The organism is Paenibacillus sp. FSL W8-0194 (assembly GCF_037969745.1).
GTDB lineage: Bacteria > Bacillota > Bacilli > Paenibacillales > Paenibacillaceae > Paenibacillus_AQ > Paenibacillus_AQ cookii.
In genome coordinates, this window is record NZ_CP150205.1 from 5,067,451 (window position 1) to 5,081,181 (window position 13,731).

Consider the following 13,731-nt stretch of genomic DNA (forward strand, 5'->3'; position numbering starts at 1 on the left):
CTCCTTTTCCCTGGTTTCGAAAAATGCCTTAGTTGCCGACGATCGGATCGAGCAGCTCGTAGCCTTCAAACGTAAACGGCGTCTCTTCCTGCACCTCTTCGCCGGCCGTCCAGTTGGCAAGCTGGATTTTGTCCGGCATGCAGTTGATCAGGCGCACGCGCTCATGCCCGAAAGACTCCGGATCGTCGAGCTTGGAGATAATGTCGAACTTGGAAAACCCGCGCTGAATCATGTCCGACGTGACTTTGTAGCCGCTCATCGTGCCGCTGCCCTTTTTGGCGCCGTTTTTATGCACCTTCCAGTCCCGGCCGACCAGGTTCAGCTCTTTCTTTTCGATCTCCACGCTCGCTTCCAGCTTGTTAATATGCGTTTGCCATACCCCGTCGATATAGGCCTGGCCATACGTCCCCATAATGACTCTTGAAGCATCCAACATTGTTTTTTCCTCCCCGTATTTTAAAAGTTCATGAAATGTTTGTTTAATCCGCTGAATCGTTCAGCCTGTTGAATCGAAAACCGTCCTTATTGCACGTAAAACGTTCCGAACAGCTGCTCCATCACGTCGGTCAGCTTCACGTTCCACTGCAGGAACACCTGATCCGGCTCCGGCGTGTTCACGGCGCTGTCGCCGTAATAAGCCGGGTCCAAAATGACGTCGTAACCGTTTGGCTCGATGACGCTGCTCAAAGACAACTGGGCCAAATACTCCTTCACGGCGCCGATCAGCGCCAAACGGCCTTCCTCGGTGTTGTTCACCTTGCCGATATACGATTGCTCGGCGGCAAGCTGAAGGTCGGCGTTGATCGCGTCCATGACGCGGATGGAGCGGATTTTTTTCCAGGCGTTGTTTTGGCCTTCGGCAGGCGTCACCAAGCTGTTGATGCCGCGCAGCGCTTTAACCTGGCGGCCGTCGTAAAAGAGCAGGAACACGCCGTTTTTCACCGCTTCCTCCTGCTCGGAACGGGTCCAGCGGCGGGTCACGTCTTCAAAAGGCGTCACCGCATACGTTGCGGACTGGTTCAGCCGCTGCCCGGCAATGAGGCCCGCAACGTATGCCGCCGTCTGCGCGGAGCTGTAATCCGTCCCGGCGAGGCGCACGCCCGTGCCCACATTGATGATGCCTTCATGATTGAGCGCCAGAGATCGGGACGCAGCGAGCTTCACGGCATCCTTGGCCGTATCGTCCGCAGCCGAACCGCCAAAGACGGCCATGACGCCCCTGCCCTCGCGGCGCATCCGCTTGATCCATGCCGCAAAGCTTTGCAGCAGCGCCATATCGGCGGCGTAATCGAGCGCAAGCACGTCAAAATCCTGGCCTTCCGCCGCTTCCTGCATGGCGATGTAGTCGGCATTCGTCAGTCTGCCGTTGCCGCTGGCGCCTCCCGTAAAGGCAGCGCCGCTCACGTCGGCAGGCGTTCCGCCTTGCCCCAGCACTTTGGCCGTAATCCAGGCATTGCCGTTATCCTTGTTGATCTGTTCGGCGATCGAGGCGGCCGTGCCGTCGGCTCCCTTGTAAGTTCCGAGCAGTTTGGCACCCTCGTACAGGCGAAGTTCCTTCGCATTCGGCTCGCCAAGCGCCGGCTGAATGGTTACGGTAAAGCCGTTGCCGCGGCTTCCCGGATATTTCGCCTGCAGCTGCAGCGCGTCTTGCGGCGTGGCATCCCCCGTTTGCAGCGTCAGGCTGGCTTGCGCCGCGGTATCATCCGCGAGACGGTAAGCGACCAGCTTTTTCGGTCCGCCCAGCAACGCGAGATACAGCGACTTGTACGCCGTCGCGCCGTCCGCTGCGTCCGTCGAGTACACCTGGCCAATGGCCGTTTCGCTTCCGATTTCCACGAACTCGCGCACTGGCCCCCAATTTGCCTTCACCGGCACGAGCACCGTGCCGCGGGAACCGCCCTGGATCGCCGAAGCGGCCGCCGCCTTGAAATTCATATACAATCCCGGCAATACCGGTTTATTCGTGTTTTCCCATGTTCCGCCTGCCATAATTAATCCACCTTCGCTTTCATGAATTGTTCGATTTTTGCTTTTGCTTCCGCCACTGAAAACGTCTTGTCCCCTTCGCCATAAAAGGCACCCGCCATCACTTCTTCCTGAACGCCAAACAAATCTTTGGATCGATCCGTCAGCTCCGAAAGCATGTAACGCGGTTCACTGGCTGTTCCTTCGGTTTGCGCCGTTTTTTTAACCGCCATGCCAAACACCTCATTTCAAAATAGGATGAATCTCTACCCTGCGGATCAGCGCCGCCTCTTCGGCCGGCCGCATCCGACGCTGCACCAGCGTCAGCTTCACCTGCCCATCCAAAAACGCATCCGCGTTCAAGTCGGCCGACGCTTCCGTAACGGACATGTACCTGCGCTGGTCGGTGCTCAAAGGCAGCTGCACCTGAGTTCCCAAGCCTTCGATGAGCGAAACGGCCGCCTGCTGCTCTACGTCGGAATTCGGGGCGGCGATATGCCCTGCAAAATGTTTGCGGACCTCGTAAAGCGACGCCCCCGCCATTTTTGTCTCGCAGCCCGTCATCCGCCACAGCACGGCATGGTCGTCCGGTCCGGAAGGCCACGACGTTTGGTATACCGCCCACGGCTCGCCTAACCTTTTCCCGGTCCAGCCGGCCAGCGCGCTTAACCATTCATCCGGCCCGGCCCCCGGGCTCCCGGACTCCGCTTCCGGAACATACACGGCAAACCGCAGCGTCCGGACCGCTTTGCCCGTCGCTGGTTCCAGCCTTTCGGCTTCCCGCGCTCCCAGGTAAACCAGCGTAAACGGCGCTGCATCCGGATAGGCCACCCGCTTCCGGTGCAGCCCGCCGACAAGCGATTCCGCCCACTGATCTGCTTGATCCAGGCCTGCGTTGCCTGCGTAAAGCTTAAGCCGGATTACCTGCCGGTATCCCGCCCAGGCCGACTTCCAGATTTCCTCGCCGAACGCGATCACCCCGTAGGGCTCCGCTGCACCGTCAGCCGGGGGCTGCACGTCGTACAGCCTGTCTTTCAGCGCTGGCACGACCTCCGCGATCGCTTGCTTGAGCGCCGCCCTCATACCGGGGGCTGCCGTAGCGCCCCTCGTTCCCTAAGGCTGTTCATGCCTGCAAACACCGCTTGCTTTTTCATTTGCGGCTCCTCCTTTCTGCCAACATTCGCACCGGACATGAGCCAAGAGAATTTCACCGCCAATCAAAAACCGGCCACATGGGCCGGCTTGAACATCGACTGTTAGCGTCTTCGGTTGTTCTCTTGATTCATTTCCGATGATACAATCTTACACCCCTCAAACGGATGCGCTGACGCCGAATTGGACGGTTTCAGACGTATTGTCGGATGAAAAAGGTACGAATGTATGTTCGTATTTTTGTTCGGGTTTTTCTCTATATATCGAGGTCTGCACACCGTTAATAGATGAATTGATATTTGGAAATAAAAAAAGGACAGGGGGCTCTCCCCTATCCTTTCAATCATAGCCTCAACGATATTCTAACGGACCTCACAACCGCTAAGTAGGTAAGAAAGGCCCGTTTAATATTCTAACGGTTATCACTGTGCTTAATTGCTCCGAAACACCACCAAAAATGAGCTTTTTCAAGCAATAGCCTCAACTGCATCCGTTAAAAAACAAATGGAGCCAATTTACCCTCAATAACGGCGGCTGCAACCGTTAGAGTTGTTCGTGCGATGCAGTCAGTACGTTCGAGGATAGAGCCACGACTGTTTCACGGCGGTTACTGCGACTGATTTCACGATCGCTTCTACAATTGCTTCTACCAAGGCTTCTACGATCGCTTCTACGATTGCTTCTTCAACGGCTTCTACAACCGCTTCTACAACTAGCCTCTCGATTGCTTCCACGACTGCTTCAACGACTGCAGCTACTTTTATTTCCACGGGTCTCTACGCCCGTTTCTATCACAGCTTAACTCGCCTGTTCCTCAGCGTTTCCACGACTTCTTCAACAGACTCCATTCTGCCAATTCATACTAGGGGTGCCCCAGCCGCAGCGACCTGAACCGTTCATGCGAATATTTTGCTTCCACAAATCTAAAATCTAGCCCACCGTCACCCGCTTTTGCAGCCCGTCAAGCTTAAGCAGCCCCAAATCGGCGAAGGCCAGCGCCAGCTTATAAAACGCCCGGGTCCGGATTTTCGTGTACGTGTCCTTGCTGACCGGCGGATCCAAAATGTAGTTGTACACTTTATAATCGAACACATCGTCCTGCTTCATGTACCGCTCGCGGATGATCAGCCGTTCCCGTTCCCCCAGCCGGTCCACGACGGATTCGATCGTTTCGCAGTACGCCCTGCGGGCCGCAGGCACGTCCACGTTGTAAACGGCGATTTGCGCGGTCTGGTCGGAAGTGACGTTCGTCGGTCCGTGGAAGCGTTCGGTATACGAAGCGGTAATGCTGGCTTCCCTTGCTTCGAAGGTGATCGTTTTATAAATGCGATATTTTTCGAACAAAGCCTCGATCGCGGTTTGCGTTTTGCGGCGGTCCAGCTCCGGCAGAAATTGTTCCATGAATATGCACTCCTTCAAGATTAAAATAGTAAATAGTTGTAGCGTGTTCGCATTTTTGTTCGTATAATGATGTTAACATACCACTTTTTGGTACAAGCCGCAAACCGGCAAAATCGAAGAAAACGGGTGATTATCCCTCCTCTTTTATACCTTTTGGCATGAAATTCTCCTTTTTCTTTACCTTTTGGCAACAAGACGTTATAGTAGTATGCGGGAACGTAAGTTCTTAATAGAGGATCTGCAAAAACGCCGCGCTTCCACAAGCCGTTCGAATTTTGCACAGGTCCTGATGGATGCAAAGGAGTGGACATACTCGTGGAAAACGAATTCGGAATGCTGTTAAGAAAACTTCGCGAACAAAAAGGCATGTCGATCAACCAGCTGGCGGAAACCGCGGGAATCAGCAACTCGCAAATTTCGCGGATGGAAAACGGCGTACGCGGCGTGCCCAAAGCCCCCACCATCCGCAAGCTGGCCGATGCCCTGGGCGTTTCCTACGGGGAGCTGATGACGGCCGCGGGATATTTGGAGGGAAGCGGGACTGCGCACGATGCCGCTCAGGCGCCGGAGTGGGCCACGTACAAAGACAAACGCGATTTCAAAAAAATGCTGGAAGAAGACGGCGAGCTGATGTTCGACGGAATTCCCCTGGACGAGGAGGACCGGCAGCGGATCAAGGACGTATTGACCGGGTTGTTCTGGGAAGCCAAGCAAATGAACAAAAGAAAGAAAAAACCAAACGGAACGCCGGATGGAAAATAGCTCCTCCACACGCTGCCAACTTACGACTAAACGACAAAGCAGGTGAATATGGTGGACGAGATCATTCGAAAATTAACCCGCAAATACAAAACAAGCTGTCCCTTCGAGCTTGCGCGTGCGCTTGGCATACAGATCCGTTATACCGACCTTGGCAAATCGACCAAGGGACTGTATTACCGCAAGCTGCGAAGGCGGTTTATCGTCATACACAACCAGCTTTCCCCCGAGTGGCAGCGATTCGTTTGCGCGCATGAACTGGGCCATGACCGGCTGCATAAGGGGATTAACCGTTTTTTCCTGGAGGAGCATTCCTATTTTGCGCCGGGCAAGCTGGAGCGGCAGGCCAACCGGTTTGCCGTCCTGCTGTTGACCGCAGGGGTCGCCATACGTCAGGATGAAACCGCCGAGGACGTTTGCAGGCGCAGCGGCATTCCGCCGGAAATGTGCCCTTTGCTTGAGGGCATGTCCCGGACATGAGTCCCGCCAGAAAAGAGCCGCTTCGAGCCAACCACAGCAAAAGAAAAAGGAGCTGTCCGCGCCATGTGATGGCCGATCGGTACAGCTCCTAATTTTTTTGGCAGCATCCGGATTATGACAGAATGCCGTCCCGGATATGGGTCGCCGCAAAATTCGGCGGATTAAACCAGTTGCCGCTTTGCGCCCACGTCGGATCCAGCGGAACCCATTTTTTTTGCTCGCTCAAGTAGACTTCGTTCCAGGCATGCGGACCATACCCGCCTTGTCCGTTATACCCCTGCCCGGTGACGACCCGGACCTGCAATCCTTGTGACCGGGCCATCATCGCATACAGGCGGGCATAGTCGATGCATACCCCTTTTTTCGTATCGAACGTATCCTGCGGCGTCTGTTCATGCCAAATGCCTTTTTGCTCGTAATCGTCGACCTTGCCGTAATCGTACTGCACCCGGGTCCCGACCCAGTCATACAGCCGTCTCGCCTTGTCTTCGTCGGTTTTGGCGCCTTTGACGATTTCGGCGGCGGCCGCATCGATATCGTCCGGAATCGCATGGTCGATGACCTCGTATTTGCGCTGCATGATGCCGCTAAGCTCTTTTTCCACTGCCTTCGTAAATACCGGTAGCTTGTCCTTCACCAAATTGCCGGATAACGGCTCAATGACCCGCTTGGCGCCTTCCTGATAAATCGGCGAGGCCTCCACGTAACGGGTAAAAGAAGAGTCGGGGTACAGCGTAGCAAACACGAACAGCAGCGCCACGACGACAATGCAGCGTCCCGCTCCGATCAGAAGACCAAGCGCCGCGCCCGATAATCGGCTGAACAGCGACGAGGACTGGCGCGTCCCCGGCACGAACAAAGCGTCTTTGCCGCCGAATACGAGCACCGTCAGCCAGCGCATCAACAAACGGATGATGCTGTAGCTGAGCATGAACAGCACCGCAAACCGCAGCAGCGGAAACTCGGCCATCGACGACATCAACGTATAATAGATCTGCTCCCACACGCTCAAATCGCGGTTCGGGATCGTGCTCGAATATTCCGTAAGCCATTCCTGCACCTTGGGCGATGCCCATAAGGTAAACGGCACCGACAGCACCAAGGCCACTAAAATAAAAACTCCCTCCCGCAGCAGGGAGAGGAGTCTTCCGGCCGAGCGCGACGCTCCCCGCCGCCAGCCTTGAAGCAGCGAAACCAGCAGGATCAGCAGCAAAAAAATCGAAACCGCGTTAAACTCCCGCAAGCTCTGGATCCATGTTTCTACCATCAGACAACCTCCCTCCACGACATGCCCTGGTACGATGATCGTTTTCTTGTTTTATTTCGCAGTGACATTGGTGTTGTTCTTCGATTCCTCGATAAACGACTTAACCGTATCGCTGATCTTCCACTCGCCAAGCGAAACGCCGCGCAGCGAAACCTCCACCTTTTCCTTCCCCTTCTGGCCTTTCAATTCCAGGTTGGGGGTCGTGATCGTAAAGTTTCCAGCCGCATCCGATGTATATTTTGCCTCTTTCGCTTCCTTCATCATGAGGTTCGTGGCTTCGCTTTTAAGCGTATCCACGGTTTCCGTCTTCACGTCATTCACCACGTCCTTGATTTGATCGAGGGAAACGCCGCTGTACACCACCAAGGCCACGACGATGATGGCGGCAATCGCCCATTTGACCATGGTCTTCACCAGATTCAGGACCACGAACAGCACAATGAGAGCAATAAGGATTACCAGCCAGTTTTGCTGTAAGAAATCGGACCATACCTGCGTATTCATTCACATTCACTCCCATCAGCTAAAGCTTGGTATCAGAATAAAGACGTTCTTATTATACATGATCGGAACAGGGCCTGTCAGCCCGCCCTCATGCTGCTCCCTCAAGCTGCGAACGCTGCTGCGGGCACCACCCGAAAATTCGGGTCTAATACGGGACGTACAAGCGTAAAGGTATATTATGACTTGTCTTCCGCCGGAAAGGAGCTGCCTCAAGTGAAAACCGCCATTTGGCTGTACATGTTTTTGTTTCTCGCTTTTTTCGATCTCCATGCCCAATACCCCATATTAACGCCGTTTGCCGTGTCCCTCGGGGCGGCGCCCGTTTTTATCGGCTGGATGATGGGCATCTACGCCTTGACGCATTTGCCCGGCAATCTGATCGCAGGCGCCGTGATCGACAAACATGGCAGCCGACGTTATATCATATTCAGCCTCGTGTCGGCCGGCATCGTGCTGCTGCTCCAATCTTACGTTCATTACCCGTGGCAGCTGCTGGCGCTCCGGTCGGTCAGCGGTTTCGTGCTTGCCTTTCTTTCTCCTGCCTGCCTTGCGCTGCTCGCCTCGCTTTCTTCGGATAAAGTCGTCCAGGGCAAATTCATGTCCGGCCACGGCGTCGTGCACACGTTAGCTTCCGTCGTGTCCCCCGCAGCAGGGGCGTTTATCGTTGCCAAAGCCGGGTATTCGGCTACGTTCCAGGGGCTTGGCTGGCTTCTGATCGCTACCGGCATCATGGCCATGTTCAGCCTTCCGCGGACGCTGCAAACAGCGGTTCGCCCTTCCGGCAATACGCCGGAAATGGACGGCCAAGTTTCCCCGGCCACTAAATTCCAGGTCCCCTGGCGCATATATATTCTGCCGTTCGTTATCTCATGCTCGCAGGGAATTCTGTTTTTCGAGCTTCCGCTGCGGGCCACCGGCATGGACGGTATTATGTCGACGGGCATTCTGTTTTCCGTCATGAGCATCGGCGCGTTATTGACGCTCAGCATGCTTTTCGTCAACCGGTACTCCCCCTTCAAAAGAGTCTTGGGCGGCATTTTCCTGCTGGCGCTTTGCTTTTATGGCCTGGCAGCCTTTCAGAGCATACCGCTTACGGTGACGCTGTTTATCCTTGGAACCGCCAAGGGGATCATTTTCCCCGCCATGGCCTCGCTGTTTATTCAATTGAGCGGCGGCAGCAAGCTCGGCCGGGTTTTTTCGCTGCAGTCCATCGCCATGTCGATCGGCTCTTTTATCGGGCCCATCGCGGCGGGGCAGCTTCGCGACTTCGTGTCGCCGTATTTTATTGCGTTTGCCCTGTTGATGCTCGGGCTGATGATGATCCCGACGAGCCGCAAGCCCGGTTCCCTGCTGTATCCGAACGCGAAGCAGACGCCGGCTTCATGAGCGATCGTCCCATATGGGTAAAAACCTAAATCAGGGCGAATGGGCCATTGCACAAAACTTATGCCTTATACCCACATAGGATACATTGTGTCATGCGACATAAACGAGAGCGGGGTGATAGGTATGGGTCATCATTTGGGACACTGCGGTTGCGGTCCCGTAGCGCCGGTTGCTCCAGTAGCGACTGCACCGGTCGTTTCGCCTTGCGTAGGCAGCAATGTCGGAGTGGTTCTGGTGCTCTTTATCTTGCTGGTCATCATTTTGCGCGCCTTCTGGTGTTAGTTTAGGGAAAACCTGAATAGACGATCTGCCTGCCAAGGCCGATCGTCTTATTTTTTGCATGACGGCCATCAAAAGAGCTACACTAAAGGAAACCGGGGACGATGTTTGTTTTCAACATTTCCCGGGGAATTTCGATAGGAGACGGCAGCGTCTCTCCTTACCCGAGGTGAACTCATGGCCATTTACATTATCGTCGAGGGCAAAAACGACCGCAGCAAGCTCCGCCGTTTGCTTCACGAGGACGTCCGGATTGTGTGCACCTTCGGCACGCTCAATTCCAACAAACTCGAATCGCTGCGCAAAGAAATCAAGGACGAAGAGGTTTATCTTTTTATGGATAACGACAGCTCGGGCAAAAAAATCCGCGGCGTGCTCCGCGACGCGTTTCCCGATGCGGGCCATATTTATACGAGGCGAGGTTATCCCGGGGTCGAGGGTACGCCGGACGAATACCTGGTTGCCCAGCTTGAAAAAGCGGGACTTGAAGAATTCATCATTTACCCGGACCTTCCTCCGATTCCGTGACGATCACTTCTTCGTTCATGCACGCAAACAAGCGCCTTTCGACTCAACCTAGAACCTCTAGGTGAATGAACGGCGCTTTCGATTGCCCGTGTATGCTTTTATTGTTTCGCCAGCTCCTCGACGTCTTTGGCCAGCGCTTCCGCGGTGACGTTATCGGTGTCATTGGCGTTGTACAGCTTCCGCACCTTATTGTCGCGGTCCACTAAAGCGATGATGTTGGAGTGGGCGAAGTTGTCCTTGTTGTCGCCTACGATCGCGATTTTAAACGACTTTTCGGCGACATCCCTGATTTTTTGGTCTTCCCCTCGCAGGAAATACCATCCGTTGTAATCGACGTAAAATTTATCCGCAAACTCTTTGATCTTTTCCCGCGTATCCACTTTTGGATCGAAGGAGATCGATACGAATTCCGCATCCTTGCCGAACGTTCCGTCTTTAATCAGCTGCTTCTGCGTCTGGGAGAGCAGGAACGTCGTTACGGGGCATACGTCCGGGCAGCTGGTGTAAAAGAAATAAAACAGCCGGACTTTTCCTTTGGTGTCGTCGCGGGTTACCGTTTTGCCGTCCACGTTTTCGAAGGAAAAATCCTCGACTTCCCCGAGAACCGGCAGCTTGGATTTCCCGATCCCCGTACCGGCATAAACCAAATATCCCGCCAAAATGACGATGATCGCCAGCAGAATCCATGTCCATTTATAGCGTTTCAACATGTTCCATTTTTCCTCCCACGATCCGTTCGCAAGCTGTCCGCCAACTTGAAGCAAACGGTTATTATAAATTCAGGTAGACGCCCGAAAGCTTCTACCTGATTCCAATCCTTTCCCCTGCCGTCCCGGGCCATATTCGATGTTGTCGGAAATTGAAGGCTTTCCAGAAAAAATCCCATGCATCCATGGGATTTGTCCGGTTATATATTGGTTAATGAACGGTATTCAAAATCATGACGATCAGGCTCAACGTCAAAAAATTGATCGAAAAGATAAACAATTTTTTCGCCCAAGCGTCGTCGTCTTTAGCCGTCAAACCTTTGATGCTGAGGTACAGCCAGAAGAGCGAAAGCAGCGTTCCGATAATCGCGAAATAAATGCCGGTATAACCAAACACATACATCAGGATCGGAATGGGAACGAGCAGCGCCAGATACGGAATGATCTGGATTTTGGTTCTTTTGATGCCTTTGACTACAGGCAAAAGCGGATAACCCGCGGCTCTGTATTCTTCAACGCGGCGAATGCCAAGCGCCCAGAAATGCGGCGGCTGCCACAGAAAGAGCAATGCAAACAGAAGAAAAGCTCCGAGATCGACGCTCTGCGTCACGGCGACGTAGCCGATGACCGGAGGCATCGCGCCGGAGATGGCGCCGATCGACGTGCTCCATGTCGATGAGCGTTTCAGCCACATGGTATACACGATCGCATATACGAACATGCCGACGAGCCCGAAAATACCGGCAAGAACTCCCGAAAAAATAAAAAGATCCGCCAGTCCAAGGACCCCCAGGATAAATGCATACCATAACACAATCGAGGGCTTCAGGCGACCGGCTGGAAGCGTACGGTTCCGTGTGCGTTCCATTTTCATATCGAGTTCTCGATCAAAATAATTGTTATATACACAGGCGGAGGCCATCACGAGCACCGTTCCCAGCAGCGTGAGGATCAATTTCCCGAATTGAATGTCCCACTGGGAGGCAAGCCAGTAGCCTGCAAAAACAGCAATTAAATTAGACCGGATAATCCCGGGTTTTGTAAGTGTAATGAAATCTTTCCATGTAGCCGATGAATTCGGCGGCGTTTGCTTGATGGAAAGGGTCGCGGAATCCGAAGGAGCCTGGTAACTTAAATGATTGTCCACGCCTTTAGAATCCTCCTTATTCTGTCGTTCTGGAGGAATTGAAGCCTCCGCTATAAAGTTTATCATATCAAAAGGCAAAAGTGTTTGACAATCCTCTGCAAATTCTTTCACCTTTTTGACAATTCGGTGACACAAATTAGTATGGTCAAACCCTTATATATTCATCCAAAAGTGGGTAGTAACTATTATAAGGAAGAAAATTGCACTATTCGCAAAATGGTCACACGAATGGCCCCGTCGGGGCAGGAATGCATTTTCAGGTTTTGTTACAATGGAAATAAGAACAACAAGAAGGAGACATGGAGATGGATACAGCCACACATTTTGTCATGGGCCTCAGTTTGGCCGGACTCGCTTACGTCGATCCCGCCGTCGCCGGCAGCCCCATGCTCGCCACCGCGGTGCTTCTCGGCACGGTCATCGGCTCCCAGGCCCCCGACTTCGACGGGCTTTTGCGCGTCAAGAGCAATGCCCTCTACGTGAAGAACCACCGGGGCATTACGCATTCGCTTCCTTTTCTCGTCATTTGGACCGCGCTGATCAGCGGCATTTTGGCGATGTTGTTCAGGAGCGTGCCGGCAGGGCATATCATTCTCTGGACCGGAATCGCCGTTTGCGTTCACGTGTTCAGCGATTTGTTCAATACGTACGGTACGCAAGCCGCACGCCCGTTCTCGGAACGCTGGATATCCTGGAACATTATCCATATTTTCGATCCGTTTATTTTTTCGACGCATGCCGCGGCCGTGCTGCTGTGGAGCACGGGAGCGATGCAGCCCGCTCCCCTGTTCACGGGACTATACATTCTGACGGCCCTGTATTACGTATGGCGAACCATCGTCCATTCCATGAAAACGGCCGAGGTCAAACGTCTCGATGCTTCCCGCCAAGAAGGCGACCGCTATTACGTCATCCCGACCGTCACTTTCCATAAATGGCATGTCGTCAAGGCTTTAAAAGACGGCAGCTACGAAATCGGGGTGCTGAACGGAAATGAGCTGGAGTGGCGAAAACACGCCCGCACCGAGCAGCATCCGGCCGTCGAGCATTCCAAGCGTCATCCCGACGTCCAAGCGTTTCTTTACTTCACCTCGTTTGCCGTGGCCGAAGTCGAAAACCTGCCTTGGGGTTACGTCGTCCGCTGGGCCGACGTGCGTTACCGCCACCGCAAGCAATATCCGTTCGTGGCCGTTTTGGTCATGGATAAACAGTATCAACCGATCAACACGTACGTTGGATGGCTCAGCGCCAAAAAAATGGATAAAAGACTGTCCATCAATTCGGGCTGATGCCCGTGGATTAACGCGAAGCTGCTTCCTTTTTAGGGGGCGGCTTTTTATGCGTCTTCCCGATTTCGGCTTGACGAATGCTTTTCGGTACGAGAGAATCACCGTAAGAGCGTTTTCGCGCGTAGGAATCGCCTTTACCGCAAGCAGGGGGTTGCATTGCTTAAAGCGATCTTTCGCAGAGCCACGTTAAAAAGGCCCGAAACGCTTCATGCGCTTCGGGCCTGGGACAAGTCGAATTATTGACGGCCTTGCAACGATTGTTCGGCCAACTGGACCAGACGCTTGGTAATATATCCTCCAAGGGAACCTGTTTCGCGGGAGGTCATGTTACCGTAGTAACCGTCCTGGGGAATTTGAACCCCCAGCTCGCGCGCAGCTTCCATTTTCATTTGCTGCAAAGCTGTTCTTGCTTGCGGAACGACCAGATTGTTAGAACGAGATTGACCCATAATAAAAATCTCCCTTCTATTCTGCATGTGAGTTCGGAATTTGCAAACATCCGGCAACGGCTCCCTTCAGGCGCCGAATCTGGCACAAGCACATCGCTCAAGCCAGCTCCCGTCCAAAGTCCCGTTCGGATCTTTGCAATATCCTCAAGTGAGTAACGAACTTGCAAGCTTAGTATGTCACCGTCTTTAAGAGTTATACAGAACAGAATTCATATCTTGTCTGGAGGTTTTTTACATGAGTAAAGGTTTGTCCCTTTGGTTTGCATGCTCGTCCATTTTCCTTTTGGGTGCCTGCGCCATTGCCATAAGCTATAACGGATGGATCGCCATATTGTTAGGCGTGCTGGCCATCTGCAACATCGGCTGGGGTTTTGTGGTCAAGGCCAAAAAGAACCGTTCCAACGAAGCGTAAACCCGT

At 53.6% G+C, this 13,731-nt stretch carries 18 protein-coding genes; 7 read left to right on the top strand and 11 right to left on the bottom strand.

Annotation, left to right across the window (positions count from 1 at the left end; all coding sequences use genetic code 11):
* Positions 1–28: 28 nt before the first annotated feature.
* The 6 genes from MKY58_RS23270 to MKY58_RS23295 all read right to left on the bottom strand — a co-directional run bounded on the left by MKY58_RS23270 (position 29) and on the right by MKY58_RS23295 (position 4,518).
* Positions 29–436 carry a phage tail tube protein gene (locus tag MKY58_RS23270; protein ID WP_036709003.1) on the bottom strand — a complete coding sequence of 136 codons (408 nt, stop codon included), beginning with the start codon at positions 434–436 and terminating at the stop codon, positions 29–31.
* A gap of 86 nt (positions 437–522) precedes the next feature.
* Positions 523–1,989: a phage tail sheath family protein gene (locus MKY58_RS23275; RefSeq protein ID WP_339322310.1), complete on the bottom strand. Its 1,467-nt coding sequence runs from the start codon at positions 1,987–1,989 to the stop codon at positions 523–525.
* 2 nt (positions 1,990–1,991) lie between these two features.
* Positions 1,992–2,198, bottom strand: coding sequence for a hypothetical protein (locus MKY58_RS23280; RefSeq protein ID WP_339322311.1), 207 nt, complete (start codon positions 2,196–2,198; stop codon positions 1,992–1,994).
* A 10-nt stretch (positions 2,199–2,208) separates the two neighbouring features.
* Complete coding sequence (locus MKY58_RS23285; protein ID WP_339322312.1) at positions 2,209–3,048, bottom strand: hypothetical protein; 840 nt, start codon at positions 3,046–3,048, stop codon at positions 2,209–2,211.
* Between the two features lie 635 nt (positions 3,049–3,683).
* On the bottom strand, positions 3,684–3,887 hold the full coding sequence (locus MKY58_RS23290; protein ID WP_339322313.1) for a hypothetical protein: 204 nt from the start codon (positions 3,885–3,887) through the stop codon (positions 3,684–3,686).
* Between the two features lie 160 nt (positions 3,888–4,047).
* Positions 4,048–4,518 (bottom strand): ArpU family phage packaging/lysis transcriptional regulator, encoded by a 471-nt coding sequence (locus MKY58_RS23295; RefSeq protein ID WP_212950166.1) that lies wholly within the window; start codon positions 4,516–4,518, stop codon positions 4,048–4,050.
* Between the two features lie 315 nt (positions 4,519–4,833).
* Here MKY58_RS23295 and MKY58_RS23300 point away from each other — a divergent pair, with 315 nt between their 5' ends.
* Together MKY58_RS23300 and MKY58_RS23305 are read left to right on the top strand one after the other, a co-directional pair.
* Complete coding sequence (locus tag MKY58_RS23300; protein WP_339322314.1) at positions 4,834–5,280, top strand: helix-turn-helix domain-containing protein; 447 nt, start codon at positions 4,834–4,836, stop codon at positions 5,278–5,280.
* A gap of 51 nt (positions 5,281–5,331) precedes the next feature.
* The gene (locus MKY58_RS23305) at positions 5,332–5,757 is read left to right on the top strand and encodes an ImmA/IrrE family metallo-endopeptidase (protein WP_197069946.1); all 426 of its coding nucleotides are present in this window, start codon (positions 5,332–5,334) and stop codon (positions 5,755–5,757) included.
* A gap of 112 nt (positions 5,758–5,869) precedes the next feature.
* Here MKY58_RS23305 and MKY58_RS23310 read toward each other — a convergent pair whose 3' ends face one another.
* Entirely contained in the window at positions 5,870–7,024 is a 1,155-nt protein-coding gene (locus tag MKY58_RS23310) for a transglutaminase domain-containing protein (RefSeq protein WP_339322315.1), read from the bottom strand.
* Positions 7,025–7,075: 51 nt separating this feature from the next.
* Positions 7,076–7,528 (bottom strand): hypothetical protein, encoded by a 453-nt coding sequence (locus tag MKY58_RS23315; RefSeq protein WP_339322316.1) that lies wholly within the window; start codon positions 7,526–7,528, stop codon positions 7,076–7,078.
* 213 nt (positions 7,529–7,741) lie between these two features.
* On the opposite strand from MKY58_RS23315, the gene MKY58_RS23320 reads away from it, so the two are divergent.
* From MKY58_RS23320 to MKY58_RS23330, 3 genes are all read left to right on the top strand, one after another.
* On the top strand, positions 7,742–8,914 hold the full coding sequence (locus MKY58_RS23320; protein WP_339322317.1) for an MFS transporter: 1,173 nt from the start codon (positions 7,742–7,744) through the stop codon (positions 8,912–8,914).
* 123 nt (positions 8,915–9,037) lie between these two features.
* Entirely contained in the window at positions 9,038–9,196 is a 159-nt protein-coding gene (locus MKY58_RS23325) for a hypothetical protein (RefSeq protein WP_156124547.1), read from the top strand.
* Between the two features lie 174 nt (positions 9,197–9,370).
* Complete coding sequence (locus MKY58_RS23330) at positions 9,371–9,721, top strand: toprim domain-containing protein (protein WP_036708982.1); 351 nt, start codon at positions 9,371–9,373, stop codon at positions 9,719–9,721.
* A gap of 98 nt (positions 9,722–9,819) precedes the next feature.
* Here MKY58_RS23330 and MKY58_RS23335 read toward each other — a convergent pair whose 3' ends face one another.
* Positions 9,820–10,431, bottom strand: coding sequence for an SCO family protein (locus tag MKY58_RS23335; RefSeq protein WP_036708978.1), 612 nt, complete (start codon positions 10,429–10,431; stop codon positions 9,820–9,822).
* A gap of 208 nt (positions 10,432–10,639) precedes the next feature.
* Positions 10,640–11,575: a heme o synthase gene (gene cyoE, locus MKY58_RS23340; protein ID WP_212950156.1), complete on the bottom strand. Its 936-nt coding sequence runs from the start codon at positions 11,573–11,575 to the stop codon at positions 10,640–10,642.
* 305 nt (positions 11,576–11,880) lie between these two features.
* On the opposite strand from cyoE, the gene MKY58_RS23345 reads away from it, so the two are divergent.
* Positions 11,881–12,864, top strand: a complete 984-nt coding sequence (locus MKY58_RS23345) for a metal-dependent hydrolase (RefSeq protein ID WP_212950154.1) — start codon at positions 11,881–11,883, stop codon at positions 12,862–12,864.
* Between the two features lie 236 nt (positions 12,865–13,100).
* Here the strand turns inward: MKY58_RS23345 and MKY58_RS23350 are convergent, their stop codons facing one another.
* The gene (locus MKY58_RS23350; protein WP_036708971.1) at positions 13,101–13,313 is read right to left on the bottom strand and encodes an alpha/beta-type small acid-soluble spore protein; all 213 of its coding nucleotides are present in this window, start codon (positions 13,311–13,313) and stop codon (positions 13,101–13,103) included.
* 235 nt (positions 13,314–13,548) lie between these two features.
* Between MKY58_RS23350 and MKY58_RS23355 the strand changes: the two genes are divergently transcribed.
* A complete protein-coding gene (locus MKY58_RS23355; protein WP_339322318.1) occupies positions 13,549–13,725 on the top strand; it encodes a hypothetical protein in 177 nt (58 codons plus the stop codon).
* Positions 13,726–13,731 lie beyond the last annotated feature (6 nt).

What these genes read in the sequence shown, in the direction of transcription:
- MKY58_RS23270 (WP_036709003.1), bottom strand. Translation starts at nt 436, where the DNA reads ATGTTGGATGCTTCAAGAGTCATTATGGGGACGTATGGCCAGGCCTAT.
- MKY58_RS23275 (WP_339322310.1), bottom strand. Translation starts at nt 1,989, where the DNA reads ATGGCAGGCGGAACATGGGAAAACACGAATAAACCGGTATTGCCGGGA.
- MKY58_RS23280 (WP_339322311.1), bottom strand. Translation starts at nt 2,198, where the DNA reads ATGGCGGTTAAAAAAACGGCGCAAACCGAAGGAACAGCCAGTGAACCG.
- MKY58_RS23285 (WP_339322312.1), bottom strand. Translation starts at nt 3,048, where the DNA reads ATGAGGGCGGCGCTCAAGCAAGCGATCGCGGAGGTCGTGCCAGCGCTG.
- MKY58_RS23295 (WP_212950166.1), bottom strand. Translation starts at nt 4,518, where the DNA reads ATGGAACAATTTCTGCCGGAGCTGGACCGCCGCAAAACGCAAACCGCG.
- MKY58_RS23310 (WP_339322315.1), bottom strand. Translation starts at nt 7,024, where the DNA reads ATGGTAGAAACATGGATCCAGAGCTTGCGGGAGTTTAACGCGGTTTCG.
- MKY58_RS23315 (WP_339322316.1), bottom strand. Translation starts at nt 7,528, where the DNA reads ATGAATACGCAGGTATGGTCCGATTTCTTACAGCAAAACTGGCTGGTA.
- MKY58_RS23325 (WP_156124547.1), top strand. Translation starts at nt 9,038, where the DNA reads ATGGGTCATCATTTGGGACACTGCGGTTGCGGTCCCGTAGCGCCGGTT.
- MKY58_RS23330 (WP_036708982.1), top strand. Translation starts at nt 9,371, where the DNA reads ATGGCCATTTACATTATCGTCGAGGGCAAAAACGACCGCAGCAAGCTC.
- MKY58_RS23335 (WP_036708978.1), bottom strand. Translation starts at nt 10,431, where the DNA reads ATGTTGAAACGCTATAAATGGACATGGATTCTGCTGGCGATCATCGTC.
- MKY58_RS23345 (WP_212950154.1), top strand. Translation starts at nt 11,881, where the DNA reads ATGGATACAGCCACACATTTTGTCATGGGCCTCAGTTTGGCCGGACTC.
- MKY58_RS23350 (WP_036708971.1), bottom strand. Translation starts at nt 13,313, where the DNA reads ATGGGTCAATCTCGTTCTAACAATCTGGTCGTTCCGCAAGCAAGAACA.
- MKY58_RS23355 (WP_339322318.1), top strand. Translation starts at nt 13,549, where the DNA reads ATGAGTAAAGGTTTGTCCCTTTGGTTTGCATGCTCGTCCATTTTCCTT.